This window comes from Rhodoglobus vestalii (genome assembly GCF_006788895.1).
GTDB lineage: Bacteria > Actinomycetota > Actinomycetes > Actinomycetales > Microbacteriaceae > Rhodoglobus > Rhodoglobus vestalii.
Genome location: NZ_VFRA01000001.1, coordinates 1,807,875 through 1,834,249, shown reverse-complemented (window position 1 = coordinate 1,834,249; position 26,375 = coordinate 1,807,875). Strand labels below are relative to the sequence as shown.

At 60.3% G+C, this 26,375-nt stretch carries 30 protein-coding genes; 20 read left to right on the top strand and 10 right to left on the bottom strand.

Features of this window, described 5'->3' with window-relative positions; all coding sequences use genetic code 11:
* Window positions 1–19: 19 nt before the first annotated feature.
* The 3 genes from FB472_RS08925 to FB472_RS08915 are packed head-to-tail and all read right to left on the bottom strand — an operon-like array spanning window position 20 to window position 952.
* Window positions 20–289: a hypothetical protein gene (locus FB472_RS08925; protein WP_141990611.1), complete on the bottom strand. Its 270-nt coding sequence runs from the start codon at window positions 287–289 to the stop codon at window positions 20–22.
* A gap of 28 nt (window positions 290–317) precedes the next feature.
* The gene (locus FB472_RS08920; RefSeq protein WP_141990610.1) at window positions 318–635 is read right to left on the bottom strand and encodes a hypothetical protein; all 318 of its coding nucleotides are present in this window, start codon (window positions 633–635) and stop codon (window positions 318–320) included.
* Between the two features lie 14 nt (window positions 636–649).
* Window positions 650–952: a hypothetical protein gene (locus tag FB472_RS08915; protein ID WP_141990609.1), complete on the bottom strand. Its 303-nt coding sequence runs from the start codon at window positions 950–952 to the stop codon at window positions 650–652.
* A gap of 173 nt (window positions 953–1,125) precedes the next feature.
* Here FB472_RS08915 and FB472_RS08910 point away from each other — a divergent pair, with 173 nt between their 5' ends.
* The 8 genes from FB472_RS08910 to FB472_RS08880 all read left to right on the top strand — a co-directional run bounded on the left by FB472_RS08910 (window position 1,126) and on the right by FB472_RS08880 (window position 6,833).
* The gene (locus FB472_RS08910; protein WP_141990608.1) at window positions 1,126–1,419 is read left to right on the top strand and encodes a helix-turn-helix domain-containing protein; all 294 of its coding nucleotides are present in this window, start codon (window positions 1,126–1,128) and stop codon (window positions 1,417–1,419) included.
* Window positions 1,419–2,690, top strand: a complete 1,272-nt coding sequence (locus tag FB472_RS08905; RefSeq protein ID WP_170192070.1) for a type II toxin-antitoxin system HipA family toxin — start codon at window positions 1,419–1,421, stop codon at window positions 2,688–2,690. The genes FB472_RS08910 and FB472_RS08905 overlap by 1 nt, the downstream gene beginning before the upstream one ends.
* A 64-nt stretch (window positions 2,691–2,754) precedes the next feature.
* Window positions 2,755–2,940, top strand: coding sequence for a hypothetical protein (locus FB472_RS08900; RefSeq protein WP_141990606.1), 186 nt, complete (start codon window positions 2,755–2,757; stop codon window positions 2,938–2,940).
* Between the two features lie 559 nt (window positions 2,941–3,499).
* Window positions 3,500–4,120 carry a hypothetical protein gene (locus FB472_RS08895; RefSeq protein WP_141990605.1) on the top strand — a complete coding sequence of 207 codons (621 nt, stop codon included), beginning with the start codon at window positions 3,500–3,502 and terminating at the stop codon, window positions 4,118–4,120.
* A 58-nt stretch (window positions 4,121–4,178) separates the two neighbouring features.
* Window positions 4,179–4,361 carry a hypothetical protein gene (locus FB472_RS08890; protein WP_141990604.1) on the top strand — a complete coding sequence of 61 codons (183 nt, stop codon included), beginning with the start codon at window positions 4,179–4,181 and terminating at the stop codon, window positions 4,359–4,361.
* A gap of 27 nt (window positions 4,362–4,388) precedes the next feature.
* Entirely contained in the window at window positions 4,389–4,682 is a 294-nt protein-coding gene (locus FB472_RS08885) for a hypothetical protein (RefSeq protein ID WP_141990603.1), read from the top strand.
* A 747-nt stretch (window positions 4,683–5,429) separates the two neighbouring features.
* A complete protein-coding gene (locus tag FB472_RS14020) occupies window positions 5,430–5,579 on the top strand; it encodes a hypothetical protein (protein ID WP_170192069.1) in 150 nt (49 codons plus the stop codon).
* An 843-nt stretch (window positions 5,580–6,422) separates the two neighbouring features.
* Window positions 6,423–6,833: a RidA family protein gene (locus FB472_RS08880; protein ID WP_141990602.1), complete on the top strand. Its 411-nt coding sequence runs from the start codon at window positions 6,423–6,425 to the stop codon at window positions 6,831–6,833.
* Between the two features lie 24 nt (window positions 6,834–6,857).
* Here FB472_RS08880 and FB472_RS08875 read toward each other — a convergent pair whose 3' ends face one another.
* Together FB472_RS08875 and purD are read right to left on the bottom strand one after the other, a co-directional pair.
* Window positions 6,858–7,733 carry a phosphoribosylaminoimidazolesuccinocarboxamide synthase gene (locus FB472_RS08875; RefSeq protein WP_141990601.1) on the bottom strand — a complete coding sequence of 292 codons (876 nt, stop codon included), beginning with the start codon at window positions 7,731–7,733 and terminating at the stop codon, window positions 6,858–6,860.
* An 80-nt stretch (window positions 7,734–7,813) separates the two neighbouring features.
* Window positions 7,814–9,064, bottom strand: coding sequence for a phosphoribosylamine--glycine ligase (gene purD / locus FB472_RS08870; protein WP_141990600.1), 1,251 nt, complete (start codon window positions 9,062–9,064; stop codon window positions 7,814–7,816).
* 47 nt (window positions 9,065–9,111) lie between these two features.
* Between purD and FB472_RS08865 the strand changes: the two genes are divergently transcribed.
* A complete protein-coding gene (locus FB472_RS08865) occupies window positions 9,112–9,483 on the top strand; it encodes a sterol carrier family protein (protein WP_021808272.1) in 372 nt (123 codons plus the stop codon).
* Window positions 9,480–9,908: a hypothetical protein gene (locus FB472_RS08860; RefSeq protein ID WP_141990599.1), complete on the top strand. Its 429-nt coding sequence runs from the start codon at window positions 9,480–9,482 to the stop codon at window positions 9,906–9,908. The genes FB472_RS08865 and FB472_RS08860 overlap by 4 nt, the downstream gene beginning before the upstream one ends.
* An 8-nt stretch (window positions 9,909–9,916) precedes the next feature.
* On the opposite strand, the gene purF is transcribed toward FB472_RS08860, so the two are convergent.
* A complete protein-coding gene (gene purF, locus FB472_RS08855) occupies window positions 9,917–11,374 on the bottom strand; it encodes an amidophosphoribosyltransferase (RefSeq protein WP_141990598.1) in 1,458 nt (485 codons plus the stop codon).
* Between the two features lie 161 nt (window positions 11,375–11,535).
* Between purF and purM the strand changes: the two genes are divergently transcribed.
* Entirely contained in the window at window positions 11,536–12,642 is a 1,107-nt protein-coding gene (purM, locus tag FB472_RS08850; protein WP_141990597.1) for a phosphoribosylformylglycinamidine cyclo-ligase, read from the top strand.
* Window positions 12,643–12,720: 78 nt separating this feature from the next.
* On the opposite strand, the gene FB472_RS08845 is transcribed toward purM, so the two are convergent.
* Entirely contained in the window at window positions 12,721–12,942 is a 222-nt protein-coding gene (locus tag FB472_RS08845; RefSeq protein WP_021808268.1) for a DUF3073 domain-containing protein, read from the bottom strand.
* Between the two features lie 155 nt (window positions 12,943–13,097).
* Here FB472_RS08845 and FB472_RS08840 point away from each other — a divergent pair, with 155 nt between their 5' ends.
* On the top strand, window positions 13,098–14,213 hold the full coding sequence (locus FB472_RS08840) for an NAD(P)-binding domain-containing protein (protein ID WP_141990596.1): 1,116 nt from the start codon (window positions 13,098–13,100) through the stop codon (window positions 14,211–14,213).
* Between the two features lie 40 nt (window positions 14,214–14,253).
* Here the strand turns inward: FB472_RS08840 and FB472_RS08835 are convergent, their stop codons facing one another.
* Window positions 14,254–14,631 (bottom strand): fluoride efflux transporter FluC, encoded by a 378-nt coding sequence (locus FB472_RS08835; protein ID WP_051377033.1) that lies wholly within the window; start codon window positions 14,629–14,631, stop codon window positions 14,254–14,256.
* Window positions 14,628–15,023 carry a fluoride efflux transporter FluC gene (locus FB472_RS08830; RefSeq protein ID WP_141990595.1) on the bottom strand — a complete coding sequence of 132 codons (396 nt, stop codon included), beginning with the start codon at window positions 15,021–15,023 and terminating at the stop codon, window positions 14,628–14,630. Before FB472_RS08830 ends, FB472_RS08835 begins: the two co-directional genes overlap by 4 nt.
* Window positions 15,024–15,120: 97 nt before the next feature.
* Between FB472_RS08830 and FB472_RS08825 the strand changes: the two genes are divergently transcribed.
* The 4 genes from FB472_RS08825 to FB472_RS08810 are packed head-to-tail and all read left to right on the top strand — an operon-like array spanning window position 15,121 to window position 18,196.
* Window positions 15,121–15,762: a hypothetical protein gene (locus FB472_RS08825; RefSeq protein WP_141990594.1), complete on the top strand. Its 642-nt coding sequence runs from the start codon at window positions 15,121–15,123 to the stop codon at window positions 15,760–15,762.
* Between the two features lie 11 nt (window positions 15,763–15,773).
* Entirely contained in the window at window positions 15,774–16,685 is a 912-nt protein-coding gene (locus tag FB472_RS08820; protein WP_141990593.1) for a pseudouridine-5'-phosphate glycosidase, read from the top strand.
* A gap of 27 nt (window positions 16,686–16,712) precedes the next feature.
* On the top strand, window positions 16,713–17,582 hold the full coding sequence (locus tag FB472_RS08815; protein WP_215730421.1) for a carbohydrate kinase family protein: 870 nt from the start codon (window positions 16,713–16,715) through the stop codon (window positions 17,580–17,582).
* Entirely contained in the window at window positions 17,579–18,196 is a 618-nt protein-coding gene (locus tag FB472_RS08810) for a phosphoribosylanthranilate isomerase (RefSeq protein WP_141990591.1), read from the top strand. The genes FB472_RS08815 and FB472_RS08810 overlap by 4 nt, the downstream gene beginning before the upstream one ends.
* Here FB472_RS08810 and yczE read toward each other — a convergent pair.
* A complete protein-coding gene (gene yczE / locus FB472_RS08805) occupies window positions 18,153–18,845 on the bottom strand; it encodes a membrane protein YczE (protein WP_246078158.1) in 693 nt (230 codons plus the stop codon). The genes FB472_RS08810 and yczE overlap by 44 nt on opposite strands.
* 61 nt (window positions 18,846–18,906) lie before the next feature.
* Here yczE and yczR point away from each other — a divergent pair, with 61 nt between their 5' ends.
* The 4 genes from yczR (at window position 18,907) to FB472_RS08785 (ending at window position 26,285) form a co-directional block, all read left to right on the top strand.
* A complete protein-coding gene (yczR, locus tag FB472_RS08800) occupies window positions 18,907–20,328 on the top strand; it encodes a MocR-like transcription factor YczR (RefSeq protein WP_141990590.1) in 1,422 nt (473 codons plus the stop codon).
* A gap of 114 nt (window positions 20,329–20,442) precedes the next feature.
* Entirely contained in the window at window positions 20,443–23,598 is a 3,156-nt protein-coding gene (locus FB472_RS08795) for an efflux RND transporter permease subunit (RefSeq protein ID WP_141990589.1), read from the top strand.
* Between the two features lie 308 nt (window positions 23,599–23,906).
* Window positions 23,907–25,796: a DEAD/DEAH box helicase gene (locus FB472_RS08790; protein WP_141990588.1), complete on the top strand. Its 1,890-nt coding sequence runs from the start codon at window positions 23,907–23,909 to the stop codon at window positions 25,794–25,796.
* 105 nt (window positions 25,797–25,901) lie between these two features.
* Complete coding sequence (locus FB472_RS08785; protein WP_141990587.1) at window positions 25,902–26,285, top strand: PGPGW domain-containing protein; 384 nt, start codon at window positions 25,902–25,904, stop codon at window positions 26,283–26,285.
* The last annotated feature ends 90 nt before the right edge of the window (window positions 26,286–26,375 follow it).

Genomic DNA, 26,375 nt, shown 5'->3' with positions numbered 1-26,375 from the left:
AGAAGCGCTCCCCACTCAGTTATCTCGCAAGCTTCGCGGAACGCTCGACCCTTCTCGTCCCACGCCCCGCGCTCGAAATCTGAAGCGGAATCGCGGCAATGACCAAGACGGTGACCATGGTGGTTGTTGCCAGCCCGAGCACTTCCGGGCGCTTCGCTGGAATCAGAAACCGTAGCCAGAACCAACTCGCGAGCGCTCCGGCGCCCAACGCGAGGGAGCCGACAGCGGCGAGATCGAGGTCTGACGGTAGACGACCACAGTCATTCCAACGATCAATGGTCGGGAGCATCGCGAGGCCCAGGGCTGATCCCAGTCGCCTACGGCTTGGGGTCAGCTTCCCGGGTGGGAAATTCTGGCTTTTCTGGATACTGCACCATGCAGACGTAGACGGCCATCGTGCTCCACTCGATGAACTCGGCTTCGGGTCGCGTGGCATCCGGAAACTCTCTCTCGACTCGGTTCCATAGTTCGTCAGCGTGCTCTTGCAACAGCTCTTGCTGCCAAGCGAATTCGTCGATTGGTGTGCTCGAGGGCCCGGCGTCGGTGGCGGATGTGGTGCACCCGGAAAGCATTAGAAGGGCGGCACCCGACAGTGCAATAACGACGGGAGTTGAGGAGAAGGGTAGGCGAGCCATATGTCGAATCTAGCTCAACTTGGTTTGACGGTAACTTTTATTCGCTGTTCTGTTGGGATGCCCAAAATTGCGCGAAGCACGCGTGTGGTTTCTTCGAGGTCGATTCCGGCACGGATACTCGTGTCGGTACACCACTCAAGTTGGCCGATGGTCATCCCGAGCAACTTCGCGAGTTCAGCAACGGTGTCGACCTGTGGAACCGGCTCGCCGAGGTCCCGAGCGTGCGACGGGGCTATCAGAAAGTGATGGATGCGAATGGGGCGCCTGCGGCGTTTGGGACCCATCTGAGCGTTGAGGACGGCAACAGGTTGCCGCACTTGAGGAATCGGCGCCTCCTTTATTTCTCGGTCATGACTGCTGCTTTTCGGCACGCAATAGGGGATGATTTGAGTGTTGCATCTCGCGTACATCAAGCGTAGTGTTGCATTTCGCGTACATCACAGTGTATGTCGCGTTTCGCGTACGTTCCCATTTTGGAAAAGAGCAGGCCATGGTATTCCTAGCGACCCCAGCTGACCTCGGCCGAGCGATCCGCGACAAACGTCTAAAGCTTGGCCTCACGCAACAGGAGCTGGCTGAACGAGTTGGTGTTGCCCGCCAGTGGATTATCAAGGTCGAGAAGGGTAAAACTCGGCTCGAGCTTGAGCCGCTGCTGCAGACTCTGTTCCAGCTTGGGCTTGAGTTGCGCCTCGACGATGCAGCACCCGCCGACGACCTCGATGAGTATGTGCAGTCGTTCGCTGGTGACCACGGCGCATCATCCGGAGCTAAGGCGGTCGAATGATGGAAAGAAAACTTGCCGTATTTATGGGATCGCAGCGTGCCGGCACTGTGGAATGCAGCGTGCGCGCCTCTAGTTTTACCTACGACCACGACTACTTGGCGACTCGTGGCGCAAGCCCACTATCGCTTTCGTTGCCGCTTCATCCCGGTATTCACCAGCCAACCGCGGTCGATCCGTTCCTCTGGGGATTGCTGCCGGACAACCCGGAAACACTTCAGAGGTGGGCTGTGTTGGCGCATCCGCAAGCGGATGAGCACAATCCGTTCTCGCTTCTCCAGCATTACGGGCGGGACTGTGCGGGCGCCGTGCAGTTCTTGCCCGAAGAAGAAAAACCGGACGACTCTCAAGAAGTTCAGCGAGTCGATGATGTGGCAATCGGTGCGCAACTGCGAGCGCTCAACGCTGACCCAAACGCGTGGACTTTCGTTGACACGGCCGGCCGGTTCAGCCTGGCCGGTGCGCAAGCAAAATTCGCGCTTGTGGAGGTTGATGGTGGCTGGGGTCGTGCGATCGGGAGCACTCCGACGACCCACATTGTCAAGCCCGGTATCCCAAAGTTCCGTGAACAGGCGCTCAACGAGCATCTCTGCCTCACGCTTGCCAGACGATTAGGTCTGCCAGCAGCACACACTCAAATTCGTTCCTTCGACGGCACCCACGCGATTGTCGTTGAGCGCTACGACCGGCGGCTGACACCGACCGGCATCGAACGGCTGCACCAAGAAGATCTCTGCCAAGCCCTCGGCGTTCCCCCGTCACAGAAATACCAAGACGATGGAGGACCAGGGATCATCGACGTCGTCCGTCTAGTTCGACGAGCACAGACCAAGGAGCGCGCCGATGCCACCGCACATCGCTACTTGCTGGCTGTGGCGTTCAACTGGCTGATCGGGGCGCCCGATGCACATGCGAAGAACTACTCGCTGCTCGTGCGAGGTTCGGCCGTCGCACTTGCGCCCCTCTATGATATCGCGACAATTATCCCGTACGAAAGTTTTAGACCACACACTGCTCGCATCGCCCAAGCAGTCGACGGCAACTATCTCCTCGTGGATATCGGTGCACAGGCTTGGCACGCGCAGGCTACCGCTGTTGGGCTCGACGGCGCGAGGTTCGTTGACGATGTTCGCACCCTCGCGAGCCGTGCGCCTGAAGCGGTCGCAAGCTTGTGTGCGGCGGCGGATGTGCGAGCTATAGATGCGCCCTTTGCGGCAGAACTGAGCGCTGCGCTTCAGGAACGGATTGCCGTCGCCCAGTCGCAGCTTCGGTGACCCTGACCAGTCAGAGGAACTTGCACACTACGACTGCAACGTCCCGAACGGCAATGATTTCGGGATGTTGGAGGAACGCGACGATGAGATTCGCGCGGTTGCCTGGCTGGTCTTCTTTTCCGCCGAGCCCCCGGTACGGGTTCGTCGGGGAGACAACCCCGAACTAAGCATCACGACGTTCGACGGTTTTCGTGGCCAAGGAATCGGGGCGAAGTTTCTTCGGAAACTCATCGTGGCGACAGCAGAGTGAGGCCTTTCCGGTATCTTCCTTAGCGTCGAGGATGGCAACCGGGCGCGCTCACTTTATTCGCGGTTGGGTTTTCAGGTTGTCGACCGCAATGGCGACTCCGACACATTGCTGCTGCGGCTCACTCGTCCACCACGGATCGCGCCGCCCATCACCATCATGCCTAGGACCATCAGAACAAAGCCTTCGATCTATGTTGGGGGCTTCGTGTGGCTCCGATCAGTTAGCTGGAGCCCTGCTCTACAGCAGAAGATTGCTTTCTAAAACGAGAACGGGGCCCTCCGCAGGCCAGAGGCGAAGGCCCGAACTAAAGAAAATCAGTCCGGGCCGTGAGGCGAGCGGGCTGATCGTGATGCATTCAACAAAGCGGCTACTGGCATGGGGTAGACAACCTTGTACAGCAGGATCTAACCTACACGGGAATGGTCTGCTGAAAACACTCTTAGCTGCCAAATCCAATGGAGGACAAAATTATGAATAATTCCCAGAACGTCGCCCTACGGGATATTAAGTTCGGCGGGTGGGCGGGCGGGCGCTCGCGATAGTAGCGTCCGTCGTGCTGATGGCAGGGAGCATCGCGTTTGCTGGCCCATCTGCAAGAGCTGGCGATGAGACCGGAGACGGGTGCGTCTCGTCGCAAGAGTTGGTCGATGCGCTGCAGAACGTCGAGGGTAGCCTGGCGGAAGACGCGTTCGCCCCGGCAGCTACCTTTACCTCTCCAGTTTCCGGTACGGACGGCTCTGAAGTTTCCAGTATGGACGGCGAAACTGATCCAGTGACTCTTGAGATTGAGATTGAGATCCCTGAGGTTGCCGCTGAAGGAGTCACAATGTCCGTCGGTGAATTCAACTTGGGAATCAGTCTCCCGAACGCTGACAAGGCAGCACGGGGTGAATCGGTCGCGGATGGCATTGTCACTTTCCCCGCTGAAGGCGCGAGTGCAAATGCTGTGATACCTACAGACCGCGGCGTCCAGTTGCTGACCATTATCGGGAGCGAAGACGCACCGGAGACGTACGACTACGATCTGTCGCTGCCTGCCGGGCACCGACTCGAAGCGACCGCAGATGGAGGTGCACGCATCGTCGATGAAGGGGACAGAACCAAGGTCGAATTCGAAACTGCGTGGGCTCAGGACGCTGCAAGCGTCAATGTTCCCACTCGCTACTCGCTACTCGGTTGAGGGGGACACGCTAACGCAAATTGTCGATCACAAGAATGCGGAGGGAATTTCATATCCCATGGTCGCCGACCCGCTGCCAATCATCGTCGTCGTCATCTCCGTTGCCATGATCGTCGTTGCAGTAGCCGTGCTCGGTGTTGCGACATGGCTCGTGGTGAACTGGTGGAACATTTGCCAAGCAAAAAACATGTACCCCGAGCTTTCCACCAAAAACGGGTTTACCGCCCGCTGCGTGCGCTGAGCTTGGTACACAGGATAGGAGTAAACAATGTCTGAACGATCTCCTCTGGGTCTCGATCGGGTAGTAGCCATGACCTTCTCTGTGGCAATTGCCATCGGAGTCGTGGCAATAGTGGCCATGCTGCTTGCCGCTCTTGCCTTCACAAACGGAACAATTATCAGCATCCCGTTCCTAGCGACATTCGATGGACTCCGCGAAACACGCATCTCACCCACGGTGACCGTCACAGGGTCCTGGATCGCAGCCGGAATTGCAACAGCGATTCTTGCGCTACCGCTCTGCATTGCTGCACTCCGAATAAACCGCAACGAAGAGAGCTAGTCCATTAGGCCCCCGTTGCGCTCTTTGCGCTCGGGGGCCTAGCGCGAGCCATCCCTCAGCTAGAGAGCTGACAGGTGTTCGCGCATGCGATCGAGGATGCCTTTTCCTTTGCCGCAGAGTGGCAAAGAGCTCTAGCCCAGGTCGGAAACGATCGGTTGTGACCACCTCTGGCGGGGTGTTCACAACCCGTCAGTTTCAGTGGTCAAAACTCATTATGGAGTCACGTTTCTGCGGGTGGATGCTCCTATTGTTGACAAGCGGCTTTGGGCGGGACGCGACCCAGGTGCGCTTCAATCACACCGGAACCATCCCGCTGTGCCAGATTGGCAACATAAATTATGGTGGCAGCATCAGGTTCAACGAAATTGTGCGATTTTATCGGAGCGGAACTGTGGAGATAGTCGGGTGGCGGAAGGCTGCACTCGCCCATGAAGGCTATGTTCGTTTCAACAGTGGCTCTTGCGCTGGGCTGCGTAGTCGGTGTGGCAGCAGATGGGAGCGGACAGCCGCTGGCTCCGCGAATGTTCGGGGCCATTGCCCGGGCAGGAATACTGGGCCTGCCGGTAGCCGCTCTTTTCGGAGTACCAACCTGGATCTGGCTGCGCGGCAGGATTACCAACCGTGGGCTGCTTAACCGCACACTTCTTATTACGTTGAGCCCCGTTGCCGGCATGATGCCTGGGCTACTTGTCTTCACTACAGGATTGGTCATCTCCCTGGCATACCCAATTTTTTTTGGGGTTGTTCATGATGGCCGCCGGTGGATGGCGTGCATTCCTCGGCACCATTCTCTATTCCGTTTTAGAACGAAGGCTTCGCGTGGCGATCGTGCTGGGTGGGATTGTGTTCGCTCTCATGCTGGCCGGTTGGGTAAGCATTGGGCTCGGCCTGGTGTAGCGGGACGTAACTCTTACGGTTAACACCACCCACCAGTCACCCACCCCAGGCGCAAGAGAGCCTCTCGTCGGAGATTGGCGGGCACTTTTTCCTGATGAAGAGGGGATGGAGCAATTGCAGATCTCAGACCCAAACCACAGGTGCGAAAATCACCTGTTGTGGCAGGCGCCACCGAGTCGAGATGAATATTCCATTCGGTAGCGGGCAGATCGCCGTTAGCGCTCTCCATCACAGCGATAAATGATCAGCTCAAACCAAACTCGATAGATTTGCAGCAGTACAGTTCGCCTATTTGAGGGGAGTGCCCAAATTGTTTGATCGCGAGCAAGTATGGAACGGGCTCCTTCCTGAGTTCGGCGCGTCTCGCAACGCTTGAAACCGCCCCTGCAGTGTGAGTAAAGAAGTGAGCGCTGGGCATTTTGGGTGTCGAACAGCCGCGAAGAGGCCCTCTTAATCTTTGGTAGGCCGCCGAACAACTTGCAACTGAACGTGATCCCGCGCTTAGAGCCGCGGTGGGAAGCGACGATTTCGACAATCTGCTTGGTGCTTATCTTGCCGACTCTACCCACCGATGGTGGGCGATGGTTGCCCTCGCAGGAATGCACGGAGTGCATGGTGACGATTGGGGAAAGAAGTTCGGTGGTGACGTGTTGCCAAGTCAGGCGACGAGGGTCGCGATTGATCCGGGGTGTAAAGCGTGAGTTGGAACACGTTAGAGCGAATCGAACGCCTCGAGGCCTGTCTTGGTCTTGTGGGCGACAATTTTGATCGTCAGGTGGGGTGACGCATTCGGACCGCTCGCGACTCCCGGCGGCCCGGTGGCTCGCAGAATACGATGAGGTCATGTCCCAGACGGTTTCCCTCATTCGTTCAGCTGAACTATCCGATATGGCTCAGTACGCCTACGCGGCAACTGCCCCAGCCGGCGCACGCTTAATCTTCTTAGCTGGAGCATGCCCGCTAAACTTGGACGGAAGCACGGCAGGAGCGGGCGATTATGCAGCGCAGGCAACCAAAGCGATGGAGAACCTGCTTATCGCGCTGCACGCAGCTGGGGCTGAGCTCGACGATGTCGTAAGCACCCGCGTTCTCGTGGCATCTTCCCGACAGAGCGATCTTATCGAGGCCTGGACGGTCATCCGCGGGGCCTTCGGGGATCACGACGCACCGAGCACGCTGATGGGCGTGACTGTGCTCGGCTATACGGACCAACTCGTCGAGATTGAAGCGGTCGCCGCTGTTATCGACAACTAGCGCTCATCAGCACACGTTGGCGACCTAGGCCGTGAGCCGCTCAATCAGCTCGCGATACCGCGCGGCAGTCTGCTCCACGATGTCGGCGGGAAGCTCGGGAGGGGTGCCCCGCTTATCCCAGTTCGCCGAAAGCCAGTTGCGCACGATCTGCTTATCGAAGCTAGCGAGACGGCCCGGCCCGCCAGCGGCATACAGCTCAGCATCCCAGTAGCGGCTCGAATCGCTCGTAAGTACTTCGTCAGCCAGAACGAGAGCACCCGACTCCGGGTCAGCACCGAACTCGAACTTGGTGTCCGCGAGAATCACGCCGCGAGTTTCTGTGATGGCTGCGGCCCGCGCAAAAATGTCGAGCGAAGCATCCCGAAGTGCCACAGCAACCTCAGCACCAACCAGCTCGACCGTGCGCTCAAAACTGATGTTCTCATCGTGCTCACCCATGGGCGCTTTCCACGCCGGCGTATAGATGGGTTCCGGCAGGCGATCGCCATCGCTTAGCCCCGCCGGCAACGCAATGCCGCACACACTCTGCGACCCCTGATACTCCAGCCAACCGCTACCCGAAAGGTAGCCGCGCACAACGCACTCCACCGGATACATCTCGAGGCGCTTCACGACCATCGACCGGTCGGCCAACTCTGCCGAAGCCTCAACTGCGGCACCCGAACCCGTACCGGCATCCGCCAGATGATTGGGCACGTCAGGAAGCTGCGCGAACCACCACGTGCTCAACTGCGTCAGCAAGGCACCCTTGCCCGGGATGCCCGGCTCCAGCACATGGTCAAACGCACTGACCCGATCACTGGCAACCATGAGCACAAGCTGTGGCTCGTCGGCGCGCACATAGAGATCACGGACTTTGCCGGAATACGTCTTTGTCCACTCGCTAGCGGAGCCGTTCACGGTGTCGTTCGTACTGTCGTTCGTATTGCCGTTCGTACTGTCGTTCGTATTGCCGTTCACACGGTCACTCACGGCATCGCTCACTCGTCGGCGCGCAGCGCGATGTCGCTGCGGAAGTGGCTGCCCTCAAGGTGAATATGCCCGAGTGCTTCGTAGGCGCGGGCGCGAGCGACGGCAAATGTTTCTCCGGTCGCGACAACGCTGAGCACGCGTCCACCGGTGGCGACAAACTCGTCACCGCGGTGCGCGGTGGCCGCATGGGCGATGGTAATTCCTTCAACGGCGAGCGCCGCATCCAAACCAGTAATGGTTCGCCCGATGAGGGGATTTTCGGGGTAGCCCTCACTCGCCAGCACCACGGTAACAGCGACGTCGTTAGTGAAGAGCGGGGTGGCGTGGTCGGGGAGTCCACCGGTGGCCGCCGCATACAGCAGTGAACTCAGCGGGGTCACCAGCCGTGGTAACACGACCTGCGTTTCGGGGTCACCGAAACGAGCATTGAACTCGATAACGCGGATACCGTCACCTGTCACAATGAGCCCGCAGTACAGCAACCCGATGAAGGGTGTTTGCTCACTCGCGAGCTGACGGATCGTCGGCAGCGCCACCGTATCAATTACTTCTTCAACGAAGTTCGCCGGTAGCCAGGTCAGCGGCGAGTATGCACCCATCCCGCCGGTATTCGGACCTTCATCGCCGTCGTAGGCACGCTTGTAATCTTGGGCAGGCGACAGCGGAACGACATTGTGCCCATCGCTCAGCAAAAACAGTGACACCTCTTCGCCATCAAGGTATTCCTCGACGAGCACACTGCCGTGGGCAAGCCAGTGCCGCGCATGCTCGACTGCGGCATCGCGATCATCCGTCACCAGAACACCTTTACCGGCAGCGAGACCATCCGCTTTCACCACATAGGGGGCGCCGAATTCGTCGAGCGCGGTGATCGCCTCATCGAGCGAGCCAATACGCGCAGCACGACCGGTGGGCACGTTGGCGATATCCATGATGCGTTTCGCAAAGGTTTTGCTGCCCTCAAGCTGAGCGGCAGCCTTGCCGGGGCCAAACACGGCAATACCGCGGCGGCGCAAATCATCGGCGACCCCCGCCACCAGTGGAGCTTCTGGGCCAATAACAACCAGCTCGATGTCATTGTCGAGCGCATATTGCGTAACAACGTCGCCGCGCGTGGGGTCGAGAGCCACCGTCTCGACAACCGCGGCAATGCCGGAATTGCCGGGCGCCGCCGTGATCTCGTGGGGCTCCTCCTCACTGAGAAGGGATGTCACAATCGCGTGCTCGCGGGCACCGGAACCAAGAACAAGAATTCGCACAACCCCAGCCTAACCAAGCGCTCAGTGTTCCTTGCTAGCGTTAGATCATGGCACAGCTGAAGATTGCCGCAATTGCCGGCGAAGCAAGCATCCGAATGGTCAAAGAGGGTAGAGCCGATCGCGATGCGACCGCCACCGCTGTGCGCTACCTGCTGCAGGTTCTGGGGCGAGACGCCGAAGGCAATTCGGTAGAAGTGCGGGTTCCACCCCACGGCGCCGTGCAAGCAATCGAAGGCCCCAATCACACCCGCGGCACTCCACCCAATGTTGTTGAGATGGATGCCGAAACCTGGATCGCGCTCGCCACCGGCACGCGCCAATGGGCCGACGCGCTCAACTCGGGTGACATCAGCGCGTCGGGTTCTCGCGCTGACCTCACGGCATACTTACCAGTGGCGTGGGAGAGAATAGAGTTGTGAGCACAACCCCAGAGAACCCACCCGCAGCATCCGAGCCGCAGCAACATGACCTGCCCGCTGAGTCGCAGCCTGCGCCGGCAGAGCACCCCGACGCGGCGGGGACTCGCGAACCTGTTCTCCGTCGTTCGCTGGAATCGGGCAACGTAAGAATTCGTCGGGCACCCAAGTTTGCGCCATTTTTGATTGTCGGTGGCGGTGTGGGTGCCATTGCGACATTCATTCTCACCATGTCATTCCCCGTCGACCCCTCGATCGGTTTCGGCGTACTCTTCGGCTATTTCAGCCTGTTTGGAATCCCCGCCGGAGTCGCCCTCGCGGCGCTGGTTGTTCTGATCATCGACCGGGCCTCGACGAAACGTTCGAAGGCGGCAACCGTTGAACACGAAACGGTCGAACCCGAATCGTACTCGGGCACACTCGAATAGCTTGCGGGCTAGCTCAGTTGAGTCTGCTCGAGCCAGTCGAGGTAGGCCGGGGTGATGTTTCCCGAAATGTAGTCACCGGTGAAGCAACTCATTTCCAGTGAGTTCACCTCTGATCCGGCGATGATCGCAGCCTGCATGTCTGCGACCTCCTGGTAGATGAGGGCATCGGCACCCATCTCCATAGCAATTTCGGGAATCTTGCGCCCGTGTGCCACGAGTTCAGCGCGGGTGGGCATGTTGATGCCATACACGTGAGGAAAGCGCACGGGCGGTGCCGCCGAAGTGAAGGTGACCTTGTTTGCTCCGGCTTCGCGCGCCATCTGCACAATCTCTTTCGAGGTGGTGCCGCGCACGATCGAGTCATCAACGATCAGAATGTTCTTGCCTTTGAACTCGCTGCTCATCGCGTTCAGTTTCTGTTTGACACTCTTTTTGCGTTCGGCTTGGCCGGGCATGATGAAGGTGCGGCCAACGTAGCGGTTCTTGTAGAAACCTTCGCGGTATTCAACGCCGAGTTTCTGTGCGACCTGCATCGCTGCCGGGCGGGAGGAGTCAGGGATCGGCATCACAACATCAATGTCGCCCATGGGGGTGTACTTGGCAATCGTGTCGGCCAGCTTGTCGCCCAAACGTAGACGAGCTTCATAAACGGAAATGCCGTTCATGATGGAGTCGGGTCGTGCCAGATAAACGTATTCGAACGAGCACGGAATCAGCACCGGTGCCCTAGCGCACTGCTTCGAAAACATCTCACCGTCGGGCGTAATGAAGATTGCTTCGCCGGGGGCGACATCCCGAACCAGTTCGTAACCGGCACTTTCGAGGACGAGAGATTCGGATGCCACGATCCACTCGTCACCGACGAGACCCGTCTGGCGGCGACCCAACACCAGCGGGCGGATGCCGAAGGGGTCGCGGAACGCCAACAAACCATGGCCAGCAATCAGCGCAATCGCGGCATACGATCCCTCAACCCGGTTGTGAACGCGTTCGATGGCGGTGAAAACCTGTTCGGGGTTGAGGTCGAGCCCTGAAACCTGGTCTTGAAGTTCGTTGGCCAACACGTTGACGAGAAGCTCAGTGTCGCTGGTGGTGTTGAGGTGGCGGCGGTCAATGCGGAACAGTTCATCGGTGAGCTGCGGGGTGTTAGTGAGGTTGCCGTTGTGCACGAGGATGATGCCGTAGGGCGCGTTCACATAAAATGGTTGGGCTTCCTGCTCATTGAAGGCATTGCCCTTGGTGGCGTAACGCACATGCCCGAGACCGGTGGTGCCGACGAGGTTGCGCATGTCCCGAGTGCGGTACGCCTCACGCACTTGGCCATTGGCTTTCTGCAAGTGCAGGGTGCTGCCATCGGCGGTGGCGATCCCGGTGGAGTCTTGGCCGCGGTGCTGCAGCAACAAGAGTGCGTCGTAGACCTGCTGGTTGACGGGTTGAGAAGAGACGATACCGACAATGCCGCACATGCTTTCGCGTGGCTCCCTGAGGTCGAAGAGACCGTACCCGGTGTGGGTACGATCTAGTTTCGCACACCTCAGCAGTTGCGCCGCATGCCGGACTGTGCTGACCGGTACGAGGGTCTGTGCCGACCGGTACGCGGGACTGTGCCGACCGGTACGCTTGAGCCGTGACCGAGAACTCTTCCTCCAGTTATGCCGCCGCGGGTGTCGATACTGCAGCTGGCGACCTTGCTGTCGAACTGATGAAAGCGGCGGTGAGTGCCACTCACGGGCCCAACGTCGTTGGCGGGTTTGGTGGTTTTGCGGGGCTCTTTGATGTCTCGTTCCTTACCTCGTATCGGCACCCACTCTTGGCGACGTCAACGGATGGCGTGGGCACTAAAGTGGCGATCGCTCAGGCCATCGACAAGCACGACACCATCGGCCAAGACCTTGTGGGCATGGTGGTCGACGACATCATCGTGGTGGGCGCTAAACCGCTTTTCATGACCGACTACATCGCGTGCGGCAAGGTTGTTCCCGCGCGCATCGCCGACATCGTTGCGGGTATTGCCCGCGGATGCTCGGCTACCGGCACCGCGCTCGTCGGTGGTGAGACGGCAGAACACCCCGGCCTTCTCGGCCCCGACGACTACGACGTGGCCGGGGCGGCCACCGGTGTGGTCGAAGCGGACGCGCAGCTGGGACCGCACCTCGTCGCCGATGGTGATGTCGTCATCGCTCTAGAGTCTTCGGGGCTCCACTCCAACGGCTTCTCTCTCGTACGCCACATTTTGGCAAACAACAAGATCGGCTACACCGATCGTCTTGACGATCTTGGTGGAATCGTCGGTGAAGTGCTGCTCGAGCCCACACGCCTCTATACGACACCGCTACTCAGCCTCCTTGAGGCGCAGCCCGGCGCAGTACACTCCCTCAGCCACGTCACCGGGGGCGGAATCGCCGCAAACCTTGCCCGCGTGCTGCCCGTAGGTTCCTGGGTCGAAGTAGAGCGTTCGACGTGGTCGCCACCCAGCGTCTTCCGCGTGTTATCTGAGCTGGCCGGTTCCCACCTCGAAAGCGCTGAAGGAACCTGGAACCTCGGAATCGGAATGATCGCGATCGTGGCCGCCGACGCTGCCGACGCAACAATTGCGGCCTTAGAGGCCGACGGCATCCCCTCATGGGAGGTCGGCCGTGTATCGATGGCCGCACGCGACTTCACTGGATTCGAGCAGGGCGCGAAGGGTGTGAATGGAGGGGCGGTGCGCCTGAGCGGGCGCTATAGCGATTAACGCGCTCGTCAGCGCCAACGGTTGAGCGCCTCACCCCGGTGAGCGACTGACCCCGGTGAGCGACTGGCCCCGACGGGCCTAGGCGCTGCGAGTTTCTTCGTCGTCCTCGGCTTCGTACTCATCGCTGGAGGAATCTCCGGCAGAGTATTCTGGCCACTTTTCGCTGTCTTCGGAGACAGGAGTGGTGCTGTCTGACCCGCTCAATTCGCGAGCAAGCGCACCGTAGTTGGTGTCTGGGCTGAAGTACTTCAAATCGCGTGCGACTTTGGTGTGCTTTGCCTTTTGACGGCCGCGTCCCATGCGAGACCCCCTCATACGTCTGTCCCGGTGCACCGACGGTGGTCAGCGAACGAGCGAACAGGGATGGATGAAAACTAACTCGCAGTTTAGCACGGGGGCGACCCATGTATTGGTGTGCTGTGCAGAGGTGGCCCGGCGACGGGTAACGTTAACTCGTGACATCCGCGACCGCCACCGACACCTCAGTCGTCGTTATTGGTGCGGGTCAAGCAGGTCTCTCTGTGGCCTACTATTTGCGCAGACTAGGGCTCGACCCCGGTAACGAGTTTGTGCTGCTCGATCGCGGCCCCGACACCGGTGGCGCGTGGCAGTTTCGGTGGGAGGCACTGCGCATCGGTTCCGCCCACCGCATTAATGATCTTCCCGGCCTTGACGAGGTGGGCCTGAGTTTTGACACCGCTGATCGGCACATGCCGGCAAAGAAAGTGGTCTCGGATTACTACCGTGAATACGAGAAACACTACGGCTTTCAGGTCGTTCGCAACGCTGACGTAATTTCTGTCAAAAACGAGGGCGAACACCTTGCTGTCACTTTCACTCTCGACGGTGAAGAAACCAAAACAGTGACCACCACCACCGTGGTCAATGCCACCGGAACGTGGGGCGCACCCTTCATCCCCTGGTACCCCGGGCTCAAGTCATTCGAGGGCCGACACTTGCACACGAGCGAATACAAGAGCGCCCGCGACTTCACCGACCAAAACGTTGTCGTGGTCGGTGGGGGAACCTCCGCAATCGGCTTCCTGCTCGAGCTCGAAAACCTGGCCAAAAGCCTCACCTGGGTGAGCCGGCGCCCCATCGATTTTCTGGAGGATGGCGGGCTCAACCTCGAGGCCCGTGTCGAAGCGGTACAGCTGCAAGACGAGGCGGCGCGGGCCGGGCGGGCATTGCCCAGCATCGTCAGCGGCACGGGAGTGCCACGCACCAGACGCATTCAGGCTGGCATCGAAAGAGGAGTGCTCACTCCGCGCCCCATGTTCTCCAGCATCGAGCCTGAAGGGGTGCGCTGGAAAGATGGTGCCTTCCGACAGGCGGATGCCATCCTCTGGTCAACCGGATTCCGACCAGAACTGCGCCACCTTGCGCCCCTCAAATTGCGCGAAAAAGAGGGTGGCGTGTCGGTCGGGCAAGGAGTCGCATGGAAAGACCCCCGGGTGTTTTTTGCTGGGTACGGACCCCAGGCATCCACTATTGGGGCAAACCGAGCGGGGCGGATGATCGCCCGACAGGTCATCGCCACCCTCAGCAAGATTGAAGCGATGAAGCGCTAGGTGCGCACCGTAATTCCAGCGGATGCTGCGGGTTGACCGTTTAGGTCGCGAGCCCGATTAGCCCAAAGTAGGTTGCGGCTGCAGCGCCGATACCGACCAGCAGGTTGGCGCCCACGCTGAGCACTGCGGTGCGCACACGCTTGAGGGTCGCGAGCTGAATTGTCTCGACACTCAGGGTGCTGAAGGTGGTGAGACTGCCGCATAAGCCCGTTAGGAGAATGATCTCTAGGTTCGGATCGATCGAGCCGATGTGGGCAAGACCGGCGAGGGTTCCGGCGAGGCCAGATCCGACCCCGTTGACGATGAGCACAGCCCACGGAAAACGCGGGGATGAAGCGAATACCTGTGATGTCAGATAGCGCAGGATTGCTCCGGCCGCTCCCGCAATGAGGATCGCTGCGACCACCACGGCACTCACTCGTTGACCAGATCTAGTCGAGCGCGGCGGGCGAGGCCGAGCCGGAGCCCGAGGGCGGCAGCAGCAAGCCCGAGCACCATTGTTGCGGCCAGGTAGATGAGCGCGAGCATCCACTGGTCGACATCGGCGAGCTGCACGACGGCAACGGCGAGGGCAGAGAATGTGGTGAACGAACCGAGCAGTCCAGCGCCGAGACCTGCGCGCACCCAGAGCGGGGAGCGGTCCCAAAGGTGGGCCACGACGAGAGCAAGTACGAAGCTCCCCAGAATGTTTGCAATGAGTGTCGAGAGGGGGAATAGGCCATCGTCGGTGGCAAACGCGAGATCGAGCGCGAAACGGAGTCCGGTGCCGAGTGCCCCACCGACGGCGACGGCAGCAAGATCCCGAATCATTGCCTGCCCCCTTGCCCTGTGTGTGGCGGGTTGCCCGCACTGTCACCCTATGGCACGCAGCACCCCGTCGGCGTGCGTTGCGTCCTAGACTTGCAGCATGTCTCGCCCCCCGTCACGCCGCCGTGTGTGGCCGTGGATTGTTGCAGCCGCACTTGCGCTGCTGCTCGTGCCGATCGCTGTCATTGTGGTGCCGATCCTCACGCATGAGAGCGCAGGGCAATCGAATCAGCAGCAGAGTGATGAGCAGTGGCCGCTGTCAGCAACAGCAGTTGGTGATGACGGTCGAACGCGCACGCTCAGCGTTGCCGCCGAGAACGGGGAGCCAATCAAAACTGAGGCTCTCGTGCGCGGCGAGCGAGTCGTCGTGAGCGGTACCGGCTATGACGGCTCGCAGGGCGTGTATGTTGCGGTCTGTGTGATCCCCGACACCGCCGCTGAGAAGCCCGGCCCCTGCATCGGCGGTGTGCCCAGCCAGCAGCAAGACGACGTAGCGGCCGGCACCGTGCAGTGGGCACCCAGCAATTGGATCAACGCCGACTGGGCGTGGCGACTGTTTGGCGCCCGAAGCTATGACGATACCTCGACCGGCGACTTCACGGCGTATCTTGAGCTCGGTGACCCACAGGGTGAAGATGCCGACTGCATCACCAACTCGTGCGGTATCTACACCCGCAACGACCACACCGCACTCGATGACCGCGTGCAGGATGTTTATCTGCCGGTCCAGTTCAGCGAATAGAAAGAGATCCCATGTCTGACTCCGTCATCCATATTGCCCAAGAAGTGCAGGATGCGGTTCGCGATAACCGCCCCGTCGTTGCCCTCGAGTCCACTATTTTCACCCACGGCCTCCCGCGCCCCCGCAACCTCAAGGTTGCCCTTGCTGCAGAAGACGGTCTGCGTGCGCAGGGAGTTACTCCCGCGACCATTGGCGTCTTCAATGGCGTGCCGACCGTCGGGCTCAGCACCGAACAGATCACGACGCTCTCCAACACGGATGACATCGCCAAGGTCAGCCTGCGCGACCTCCCCGTCGTCTCTGCGTTACGGAAGCACGGCGGCACCACGGTTGCCGCTACCGCCTTCCTCGCTCACCATGCCGGCGTGAAGGTGTTTTCTACGGGTGGACTCGGTGGCGTTCACCACGGTGCTTCCGAAACGTTCGACGAGTCGGCCGATATGACCACGCTGGCCCAGATTCCGATCCTCGTGATCAGCGCTGGTGTTAAATCGATTCTCGATATCCCGGCGACCCTCGAACGTTTCGAGACTCTGAATATCCCGGTCATTGGCTACGGCACCACACACTATCCGGGCTTTTACGTAACCGATTCCGGGTTCAGGATCGGTTACGCAGTCAACACTCCCGAGGAGGTCGCTGCGATCGTCACAGCCCGGGACGCGCTTGGCCTGCCGCAGTCGGTGTTGCTGGCAAACCCGGTCGCCGCCGATAAGCAGCTTCCACCGGAGCAACTCGATTACATCCTCAGGCGGGCCCGGGCCGAGGCCGAGAAGCAGGGCATCAGTGGCAACGCCTCGACCCCGTTTCTGTTGGACTTCATCCAGCGCGATACCAGGGGCGTCAGCTTAGACGTCAACGTCGAGGTCTACCGCGGCAACGTCGCTCTCGGCGGCCTCGTCGCTGCGGCGCTCACCCGCTAGCGGCGCGCCACTATCGTGCTGGGGGTAATGGGAGATCTCGTCGAGGACGTCATCGTCTGGTTGGCCGAACCTCTCAGGCATGGCACAGACACCGAGGTGGAGATCTTCCACACTCGGGGAGGCAGCGCCGCGAATGTCGCCAGTTTCGCGGGACACCTTGGCCCCACTCGCTTCATCGGCTGTGTCGGGAACGATCACCTGGGTGATTCGCTGGTGCGCGACCTCGAGGCAGACGGGGTTGACGTGCGGGTGCAGCGCAAGAATGCCACCGGAACCATCGTCATCCTCATCGACCAGTCGGGTGAACGCAGCATGCTGCCCAACCGGGGCGCCGCAAAAATGCTCGACGATGTGCCCGACGAGTGGCTTGATGGGCTTCAGCTTCTGCACATTCCGGCATACTCCTTCAGTGGAGAGCCGGTGGGAAACACCACGGTTGAGGTGATTCGCCGTGCAAAAGCCAAGGGCATCCTGATTTCCATCGACGCATCTTCCACCGGGATGCTCGCCCAGTTTGGGGTAGAGCGCTTTCTTGACCTCATGACCGAGCTCAGTCCGGATTTCCTTATTGGTAATGAGAGCGAAATGGCGTTTCTCGGGGTCGCCAATAATGGCCAGCGTGGCGTTCACGCGCACCGGCTACCGCAGACCACTTTGGTGACCAAAGCAGGCGCAGACCCGACGATCGTGCACTGCCCCGGCGAAGAGGCGCTGGTGGTTCGCGTGCCAGCGGTGACAGAGATCCGTGACCTCACCGGTGCCGGAGATGCGTTCGCCGCAGGATTTCTGAGCACCTTCCTCCAAACTCGAGATCTGAAAAACGCGTGCGAGGGCGGACACGCCTCTGCCGCCCGCGTGCTGTCCTCACCCGGCGCATCCGCAGGATCGAAGGCATGAGACATCCCTTCGTAAAGATCTGCGGGATCACCACAATGGATGCCGCGGCCGCAGTCGCCGAGAGTGGCGCCGGTGCGATCGGATTTGTTTTTGCACCGGGAAGCCCACGTGAGGTCTCTGTTGAAGTGGCGCAGTCACTCATCACCGAGCTGCCGCTGTCGCTCGAAACCGTTGGTGTTTTTCGCCGCCAGCCCATCGAAATGGTGCTCCGGATAGCCGGTCAGGTCGGTCTCACCACGGTGCAACTGCACGGTGGTGAGACCGATGCCGATTTCGATCGGCTTCACGCGGAGGGGTTAGACACCATTCGGGCAATATCGATTGATGACTACCTGCGGCTCACTGCCGCCGGGCAACTGCGCACCGAGGATCGACTGCTGATCGACGCCGTGACTCCCGGTGGTGGGGAGAGATTTGATCCGTCTCGACTCACGGGTGAACCACCACCGGGGTCGTGGATTCTCGCCGGTGGTCTGACGGGGCAGAATGTTGCCGAGCTCGTTCGAGCCGTGCATCCGCCCGGCGTTGATGTGTCGAGTGGTGTCGAAGCGCGCCGCGGAGTGAAAGACCCTAGCCTGATTCGTGCTTTCGTCGACGCGGTTCGCGCAGCGTAGACAATTCGATGCGCTCCGCCGTAAATTCGGTGGCTTCGGTGGCTTCGCGCGAGATCGCCGCCGGCACCATCAGCCACGGAATCGTGAAGTGCACGATGGGGCCGATGAGAAGTGCAAACGCGAGCGTGCCCCAGCCGAGGTTGCCGCCCAAGATCGCGCCCAGAACGAGCACGACAATTTCAATGCTGCTGCGGATCACCCACAGCTTGCCACCGAAGCGGTGGTGGATGCCCGTCATGAGGCCATCGCGGGGTCCCGGCCCAAACCGTGCCCCAATGTAGAGGCCAGTTGCGACGCCGAGGAGCACGAGGCCAACAACGAACAGCAGAATGCGAAGCACAATGCCGTCGATCTCGGGAATGAGCCACAGGCAGAGTTGCGCACTGGGCCCAATGAGCAGAACGTTGAGCACGGTGCCGATGCCAGGTTTTTGGCGAATGGGAATCCACAACAGCAGCACTATGAGGCCAATAATGTTGGTGGCAAAGCCAAAAGGAATCCCGGTCGTGATCGAGACGCCCTGACCGAGCACATCCCACGGGGCGACTCCCACTTCGGCCCGAATCATGAGGGCAATTGCGGCACCATAGAGGAAAAGCCCCATGAGGAGCTGGGCGCTGCGGCGAGCCATGATGAGGCGGGGAGTCATAAATGTATCCAATTACGAGATTGGACTCTGAGCAAGAGGCCAATTCGGGTATTCTGGCATCATGAATAGTCTTTCTGCCCGCGCCCTGGTTGTGATGATGGGCGAATGGCGACCCACAGCATCCACGTCGGCGTATGTGGCGGTTGCTGACCGCATCCGTCTGCTGGTCATGGATGGCCGCATCCTGACCTCCACCCGGCTGCCGGCCGAGCGTGAGTTGGCTCTCGCTCTCGGGGTGAGCCGCACCACGGTAACCGCGGCCTACGCCTCGCTGCGTGGGGGTGGCTATGTGGAGAGCACCCGCGGTTCGGGAAGTGTCGCCCAGCTGCCGCACCGCTCAACTTTGATTCCTGACAGCGCGGCGCCCCAGATGCTCGATTTCAGTAAGTCGACGATGGCGGCGGCGCCCGAGGTCATTGCGGCATCGCAGCGAGCCGCCGAACAGTTGCCCGCGTATCTGGGCGAGTCGGGGTTCGACCCTGTCGGGCTCCCGGTACTGCGCGAGGCGATTGCGCAGCGATATACCGATCGCGGGCTTCCCACCAGCGCCGACCAAATCATGGTCACGCTCGGCGCACAGCACGCCATCGCCCTGATCTCCCGAACCCTCATGTCTCGCGGTGATCGAGCACTCATGGAAAACCCGAGCTACCCGCACGCCCTCGATGCCCTGCGCGCAGCCGGGGCACGACTGGTGCCCGTCGGGGTCTCGACGGAGACGGGGTGGGATGCGCTCGCCGTCGAGCAGGCAATCCAGCGAACCAGCCCCTCGCTGGCGTACCTCATGCCCGATTTTCACAACCCCACCGGTCAGTCGATGCCCGATGAGCTTCGAGGAACGCTACTGTCGCTCGCCGCACGCCATGGAACGGCCGTCATTGCCGACGAGACGATGGCTGAGCTCGACCTCGACAGCAACGAAACCCGGTTACCGTTCGCCGCCCACGGCAATGCGATCTCGGTCGGTTCCGTCGGCAAGACTGTGTGGGGTGGGTTGCGCACCGGCTGGATTCGCGCCGACCATGCCACGATCCGCCAGCTTGTCCGTGCTCGGTCTGCCGGCGACCTGGGAACCCCGCTGCTCGAACAACTGGTGGTCACCAATGTGCTCAAAGACTTCCCCTCAATATTGGATGTTCGGCGCACGTCACTGCGCGCCGGACGCGAGCATCTCACCGCCCTCCTCAATGCGCAGCTACCGAGTTGGCATATGCCACACACCCCCGGCGGGATGACCGCGTGGGTTGGGCTCGGCCAACCGGTTAGCTCGCAGCTTGTGCTCGCCGCCAGAAACGAGGGTCTGATGATTGCGGCCGGCCCCCGCTTTGGCATGGATGGGGCATTTGAGCGATTCCTGCGCATCCCCTTCAGCGGAAGCGATGCCGAATTGGAGCAGGGTGTTTCTGCGCTGGCAGCCGCGTGGTCGACGGTGATGCGGCATCCATTCTCACCGGCAAGCAGCGAACTGGCTAACGTGGTTTAGTCTGCATCTAATCTTCGGAGAGTATGTGGAATAGTTTTCACCCTGCGAGAATTGGGTTAACCATTAAGTGGTTTTGCCGCCTCACCCGCGTTTAACAGCAACGAAAGTTCCCTCGTGCACCTGCTCTCCGTTTTCTCTCTGCGCAACCGAGCCCTGATCGCGCTCGTCACCATCGTCATCGGCATTTTTGGTGGAGTGGCGCTGACCTCGCTCAAGCAGGAGCTCATTCCGTCGCTCTCGCTGCCGCAAATCTTCATCATCTCGACCTACCCTGGGGCATCTCCCGCCGTCGTAGACACCGATGTTTCTGGCCCGATCGAGTCGGCGATTCAGGGTGTTCCTGGCCTAGAATCCACCACGGCGACCTCAAACTCAAACTTCTCGAACATTTCGGCGTCCTTCGAATACGGCACCAACATTGCGACCGCCGAACAGAAGATCCAGCTGGCCATTAACCGCATTTCGGGTCAGCTGCCGGACTCCGCCGAAACGCAAGTATTCACCTTCAACTTCACCGATCTCCCGGTCATGCAGATCGCCGTTTCCAGCGATCTTGACGCCAAAGAGTTATCTCAAAAGTTGGAAGCATCCACTCTGGTCGACATCAACAAGGTGGATGACGTCAGTGACGCGAGCCTGCTGGGAACCTCAACCCAGCGTGTGGTCATCACCCCCGACCCCGAGCAACTCTTTGCCAACGAGCTCAACAACGGCGACATCATTTCGGCACTTGACGATAACGGCGTTCTGCTGCCTGCCGGTGAGATCACAGAGGATGGTGAGACTCTCACGGTCCAGGCCGGCAACCGCATCACCTCGACCGATGCGATTGCGGCGCTGCCGCTCCTCGGCGGAACCAACACTGAAGTCGTCACCCTCGCCGATGTTGCGACCGTCGAAGTTATTGACGAGGCGGCGACGGGAATATCCCGCGTCAATGGTGACGAGGCTCTTACGATCGCCATCACGAAGAGCCCGGCCGGAAACACGGTTGCGGTATCTCAAGCGGTTATTGAGCTGATCCCTGAGCTTGAAAGTGCGCTCGGGAGCAACACCCAGTTCACGATTGTTTTTGATCAGGCGCCGTTCATCCAAGAGTCAATCAACAGCCTCACCACTGAGGGGCTGCTTGGGCTCGTCTTTGCAGTGATTGTCATTCTGGTGTTCCTGCTGTCGATCCGTTCGACCCTCGTGACCGCAATTTCGATCCCCGCATCCGTGCTCATCACTTTCATCGGGATGCAGGTTTCGGGCTACACCCTCAACATCATCACCCTCGGAGCCCTCACCATCTCGATCGGTCGAGTTGTCGACGACTCGATCGTGGTGATCGAGAACATCAAGCGACACATGTCGTTGGGTGAGCAGAAACTGGAGGCCATTCAGACGGCGGTGAAGGAGGTCGCGGGAGCAATTACGGCATCCACGGTGACCACCATTGCCGTGTTCTTGCCGCTGGCACTCGTCGGCGACATCACGGGAGAACTTTTCCGTCCCTTCGCGCTCACTACCGCGATCGCGCTCGCCGCTTCGCTTTTCGTGTCGCTCACGATCGTTCCGGTGCTTGCCTACTGGTTCTTGGGGAACAAGACTGCGCCGCGCCACACTGAGGAGGCTGTCGCACTCGCGCACGGCGTTGCCTCGGCGCAGGTAGAGAAGACAACCGTGCTGCAGCGCGGCTACCTTCCGGTGATCAAGTGGACGCTCAAGCGCCCCGTAGCTACGCTCATGACCGCGCTTCTGTTGCTGGGCGGTACTGTTGCGTTGATTCCTTTGATGAAAACGAATTTCATCGGTGACAGCGGGCAAAACACGCTCACCGTCGACCAGACCCTTCCGTTGGGTTCCAGTCTTGAGGCACGGGACGAAGCCGCGAAAAAGGTCGAAGAAGTTCTCATCGGTCTTGAGGGAGTCGAGACGGTTCAGCTTTCGATCGGCTCCAGCGGTGGATCCTTACGAGCAGCTTTCTCGGGTGGCGGGGCGAACTCATTTTCTCTGACCACTGACCCCGAGGTCGATCAGGTGGAACTGAAAAAGAGTGTGCGTGAGGCGGTCGCAGAAGTCGAGGATTCCGGAGAGATTAGCCTCGCTGCGGCATCCAGTGTATTCGCCTCCAGCGACATCGAAATCAACATCACGGCCACCAGCGATTCCGAATTGCGCGAAGCTTCGGATGCTCTGCTTGAGCAGGTCCGTGACCTAGATGTGGTTGCTGAGGCCACCAGCAACCTTTCGGAGCAGCAGCCATTCATCGAGATCGCGGTTGACCGTCAGAAGGCGGCAGAGGTCGGGCTGAGTGAGATTGCGGTCGGCGGCATTGTGGCGGGGGCGATGAACCCCAACGCGGTCGGTAGTGCGGTCATCAACGAAGCAACGCTCTCGATCTACATCCTCAATGAGTCGGCGCCGACCACTATCGAGGAACTGAGTAACTTTGATATTCCGAGTGCCGTCGGAGTTGTTCCACTGACCGATGTTGCGACCGTTACCGTCGAGGATGGTCCTGCAAGCATTACTGCGGTGAAGGGCGTGCGCAGTGCCACCCTCAGTGTCACTCCTGGCAGTGACGACATCGGTACGGCATCCGCTCTGGTCGCTGCCGCTGTTGAGGAAGCAGAGTTGCCCGCTGGCGCTTCGGCAGAGTTGGGTGGCGTTGCCACCGAGCAGACGGATGCGTTCCAGCAGCTTGGGCTCGCTCTGCTCGTTGCGATTCTGATTGTCTACGTTGTGATGGTCGCGACCTTCAAGAGCCTGCGCCAGCCGCTGCTGCTCCTGGTTTCGGTTCCGTTTGCTGCGACCGGCGCGATTGCGCTTCAGGTGATTTCGGGCATCCCGCTCGGTGTGGCATCGCTCATTGGTGTGCTTATGCTCATCGGCATCGTGGTCACCAACGCGATCGTGCTTGTTGACCTCATCAACCAATACCGGGTCAAGGGGATGCGCGCACGCGAAGCCATTGTTGAGGGTTCGTCGCGACGGCTACGACCAATCTTGATGACCGCGTCGGCGACCATCTTTGCGCTCATGCCGCTCGCGGTGGGGCTTACGGGTGAGGGCGGTTTCATTTCTCAGCCACTCGCGATCGTCGTCATCGGTGGGCTTGTCTCGTCGACGCTGCTGACCCTCGTGGTTCTGCCGGTGCTCTACTACGTGGTTGAAGGAGCCAAGGAGCGTCGTGAAGACCGCAAGGCCGCCGGAACCGACCGCAAGAGTCGTCGGGCAGCGAAAAAAGCCGGAGGCGGTTCGGTCGCTGCGGCACCTGCCCGCTAGAACTTGCGCCTCGCTATCGAGGGCACAATGGAGTAATGTTGTCTGGTCGGCTCAAGACAGCGCGTAATTTCGCGTAGGGGTTTGTAAGTCTTGCGGGCCGGTTTGCCAGCGCACACGTCTGAAAAGTTCAGGCAGCTGGCGACAATCACACGAATGTATGTGACGGCCTCGGTCAAAGACTGCCCGGGTTCAGAAGTGCAGTGCACGAATGCTCACGTTGATTTTTCAGTAGCGAAATTGATGAGCGTTGGCGTGTGCGCGCTCCACGCACTAGATGTGTTTCATCTACGAATAACCCGGAAAGAACTATGCCTAATTTTAATAAACCTGCCACCGGCCGTGGCAACAAAAACTTCAAGTCCGCACCCAAGGGTGGCGGCGGTGCTCGCAGTGACGGTCACCGCGGATTCCGTGCAGACCAAGGCGAAGCGCCCAAACGTCGGTGGAGTGCGGATGACCGTGCCGCGCGCACCGGCGACCGCAAGCCCGGTGCCGCTCGCGGTGGACGCGATGAGCGCCGCCCCGACTGGACCCCGCGCGAAAAACCTGCCCGTGGTGGCCGCCCCGAAACCGGCAACCGTGGCGAACGCCCCTCTTATGGTGACCGCCCGCAACGCAACGAGCGCGGCGCTTACGGTGACCGTCCTCAGCGTGATGCTCGTCCCGACCGTGGTGCACGTCCGTCCTACAGCGACCGCAATGAGCGCCCGCAGCGTACCGAACGCCCTTCGTACAACGATCGTGCCGGCCGTGGCGCATCCACTGGTCGTTCAGAGCGTCCCGCCTACAACGAGCGCCCCCAGCGTACCGAACGTCCTTCGTACAACGATCGCGCGCAGCGCACCGAGCGTCCCTCGTACGGTGATCGCAACGATCGTGGTGGCCGTCCCTCGTACAACGATCGCGCCCAGCGCTCCGAGCCTCGCGAAAGCTCGTACTACCCGAACCGTAACGCTAAGTCGTCGCACTCACAGCAGGAAGACGTTGTAATCGAGCGTCTCGTAGCCAAAGCAGTGACCGCCAGCGAGGTTGAAGGTAAGTCTTTCCTCGACCTCGGTATTGGTTCGAACATTTCGCGTCAGCTCGCATCCATGGGGGCCGAGTCGCCGTTCCCCATCCAGGCGGCAACCATCCCGGACGTTCTCGCAGGCAAGGACGTTCTTGGCCGTGGAAAGACCGGATCGGGCAAGACCATTGCTTTCGGGGCGCCCCTCGTTGAGCGCCTCATGGAAAACAATGGTGGCAAGGACCGTCAGATGGGTCGCAAACCTCGCGCCCTCATCCTCGCTCCGACCCGTGAGCTTGCTCAGCAGATCGACCGCACCATTCAGCCGATCGCGCGCAGCGTTGGCCTGTTCACGACGACCATCGTGGGTGGCGTTCCGCAGTACAAGCAGGTTGCCGCGCTCACCCGTGGTGTCGATGTCATCATCGCGACCCCGGGTCGCGTCGAAGACCTCATCGAGCAGGGTCGACTCGACCTCAGTCAGGTGAAGGTTACTGTTCTCGATGAAGCAGATCACATGTGCGACCTTGGGTTCTTGGAGCCCGTGCAGCGCATCCTGCGTGAGACCAGCGAGGGTGGCCAAAAGTTGCTGTTCTCGGCAACCCTCGACAAGGGTGTTGCCGCTCTTGTGAAGGAGTTCCTTGTTGACCCGGCCGTGCATGAGGTAGCTGGTGAAGATCAGGCTTCTTCCACGATTGACCACAAGGTTCTGCTCATTGAGCAGCGCGAAAAGCGTGCGATCATCAAGCAGCTTGCTGCCGGCGATGGCAAAACTCTTGTCTTCACCCGCACCCGCGCGTTTGCTGAAGAGATGGCTGAATTCTTGAGCATGTCGGGAACTCCGGCAACGAGCCTTCACGGTGACCTCAACCAGTCCCGTCGTACCCGCAACCTGCAGATGCTCACGAGCGGCAAAGTCAAAGTGCTTGTCGCGACAGACGTTGCGGCCCGCGGCATCCACGTGGATGACATCAGCCTTGTTATTCAGGCGGATGCTCCTGAGGAGTACAAAACGTACCTGCACCGTTCAGGTCGCACCGGTCGCGCAGGCAAGGTCGGCACCGTTGTCACACTGGTCAACCGCAACCGTCGTCGCAAGATGGACGAACTACTCGGCCGCGCCGAGATCGACGCAGAGTCGATCGACGTAGCTGCCGGAGATGCCGTCATCGACACGTTGGCTGCGCTCTAACCCCTCGTCGCGAATGCCCCGGATGCCCCACCCACGTGGTCGGCATCCGGGGCTTTCTGCGCCGTCGGCGGGTAAATCTGCAGCACGCTCTCGTACAATCGCATCATGGATGACAAACCAACGGTCGCGGCGCGTGCCGGCTCCGCACTGGGGCACGCGGCAAGCTCTGCGGCCCGCGGAACGCGCTCAGCGATCCGCAAGAATCCGACGACAGACCGCGTCTACCGCACGACCGTCGGCGTCGTGGGCGGTGCGACCGTTGCGCTGGGCGTAGTGCTGATCCCCTTGCCCGGTCCGGGTTCCCTCGTGGCTATCGGCGGTCTCGCCCTTCTCGGCACCGAGTTCGAGGCAGCGAAGAAGGCCAGCGGCAAAGCAAACGCTCTCGCACGCAAGGCTCTTGTTGCCGCAAACGAGAAGCGCAAACGGCGTGCGGCTCGGCGGGCTGACGCTGGCGCTCCCGGCTTTGAAGGTGATGTTTCAGTGAACTGACCACTCTCCGAAATCCGGCAGGCTGAGACTTACTCGTCGATCAGAGCTTTTTTAGTGGTATCAATAATGATACTATACACTTGTGACAAG

Excerpts from the sequence above, each read along its gene's own strand:
- FB472_RS08895 (WP_141990605.1), top strand. The coding sequence starts at position 3,500 with ATGGCAGGGAGCATCGCGTTTGCTGGCCCATCTGCAAGAGCTGGCGAT.
- FB472_RS08845 (WP_021808268.1), bottom strand. The coding sequence starts at position 12,942 with ATGGGACGCGGCCGTCAAAAGGCAAAGCACACCAAAGTCGCACGCGAT.
- FB472_RS08790 (WP_141990588.1), top strand. The coding sequence starts at position 23,907 with ATGCCTAATTTTAATAAACCTGCCACCGGCCGTGGCAACAAAAACTTC.
- yczR (WP_141990590.1), top strand. The coding sequence starts at position 18,907 with ATGAATAGTCTTTCTGCCCGCGCCCTGGTTGTGATGATGGGCGAATGG.
- FB472_RS08910 (WP_141990608.1), top strand. The coding sequence starts at position 1,126 with ATGGTATTCCTAGCGACCCCAGCTGACCTCGGCCGAGCGATCCGCGAC.
- yczE (WP_246078158.1), bottom strand. The coding sequence starts at position 18,845 with ATGACTCCCCGCCTCATCATGGCTCGCCGCAGCGCCCAGCTCCTCATG.
- FB472_RS08925 (WP_141990611.1), bottom strand. The coding sequence starts at position 289 with ATGCTCCCGACCATTGATCGTTGGAATGACTGTGGTCGTCTACCGTCA.
- FB472_RS08920 (WP_141990610.1), bottom strand. The coding sequence starts at position 635 with ATGGCTCGCCTACCCTTCTCCTCAACTCCCGTCGTTATTGCACTGTCG.
- FB472_RS08890 (WP_141990604.1), top strand. The coding sequence starts at position 4,179 with ATGGTCGCCGACCCGCTGCCAATCATCGTCGTCGTCATCTCCGTTGCC.
- FB472_RS08815 (WP_215730421.1), top strand. The coding sequence starts at position 16,713 with ATGGGAGATCTCGTCGAGGACGTCATCGTCTGGTTGGCCGAACCTCTC.
- purF (WP_141990598.1), bottom strand. The coding sequence starts at position 11,374 with ATGTGCGGCATTGTCGGTATCGTCTCTTCTCAACCCGTCAACCAGCAG.
- FB472_RS08900 (WP_141990606.1), top strand. The coding sequence starts at position 2,755 with ATGTTGGAGGAACGCGACGATGAGATTCGCGCGGTTGCCTGGCTGGTC.
- FB472_RS08885 (WP_141990603.1), top strand. The coding sequence starts at position 4,389 with ATGTCTGAACGATCTCCTCTGGGTCTCGATCGGGTAGTAGCCATGACC.
- FB472_RS14020 (WP_170192069.1), top strand. The coding sequence starts at position 5,430 with ATGATGGCCGCCGGTGGATGGCGTGCATTCCTCGGCACCATTCTCTAT.
- FB472_RS08820 (WP_141990593.1), top strand. The coding sequence starts at position 15,774 with ATGTCTGACTCCGTCATCCATATTGCCCAAGAAGTGCAGGATGCGGTT.
- FB472_RS08865 (WP_021808272.1), top strand. The coding sequence starts at position 9,112 with ATGGCACAGCTGAAGATTGCCGCAATTGCCGGCGAAGCAAGCATCCGA.
- FB472_RS08825 (WP_141990594.1), top strand. The coding sequence starts at position 15,121 with ATGTCTCGCCCCCCGTCACGCCGCCGTGTGTGGCCGTGGATTGTTGCA.
- FB472_RS08785 (WP_141990587.1), top strand. The coding sequence starts at position 25,902 with ATGGATGACAAACCAACGGTCGCGGCGCGTGCCGGCTCCGCACTGGGG.
- FB472_RS08880 (WP_141990602.1), top strand. The coding sequence starts at position 6,423 with ATGTCCCAGACGGTTTCCCTCATTCGTTCAGCTGAACTATCCGATATG.
- FB472_RS08905 (WP_170192070.1), top strand. The coding sequence starts at position 1,419 with ATGGAAAGAAAACTTGCCGTATTTATGGGATCGCAGCGTGCCGGCACT.
- FB472_RS08810 (WP_141990591.1), top strand. The coding sequence starts at position 17,579 with ATGAGACATCCCTTCGTAAAGATCTGCGGGATCACCACAATGGATGCC.
- FB472_RS08830 (WP_141990595.1), bottom strand. The coding sequence starts at position 15,023 with ATGATTCGGGATCTTGCTGCCGTCGCCGTCGGTGGGGCACTCGGCACC.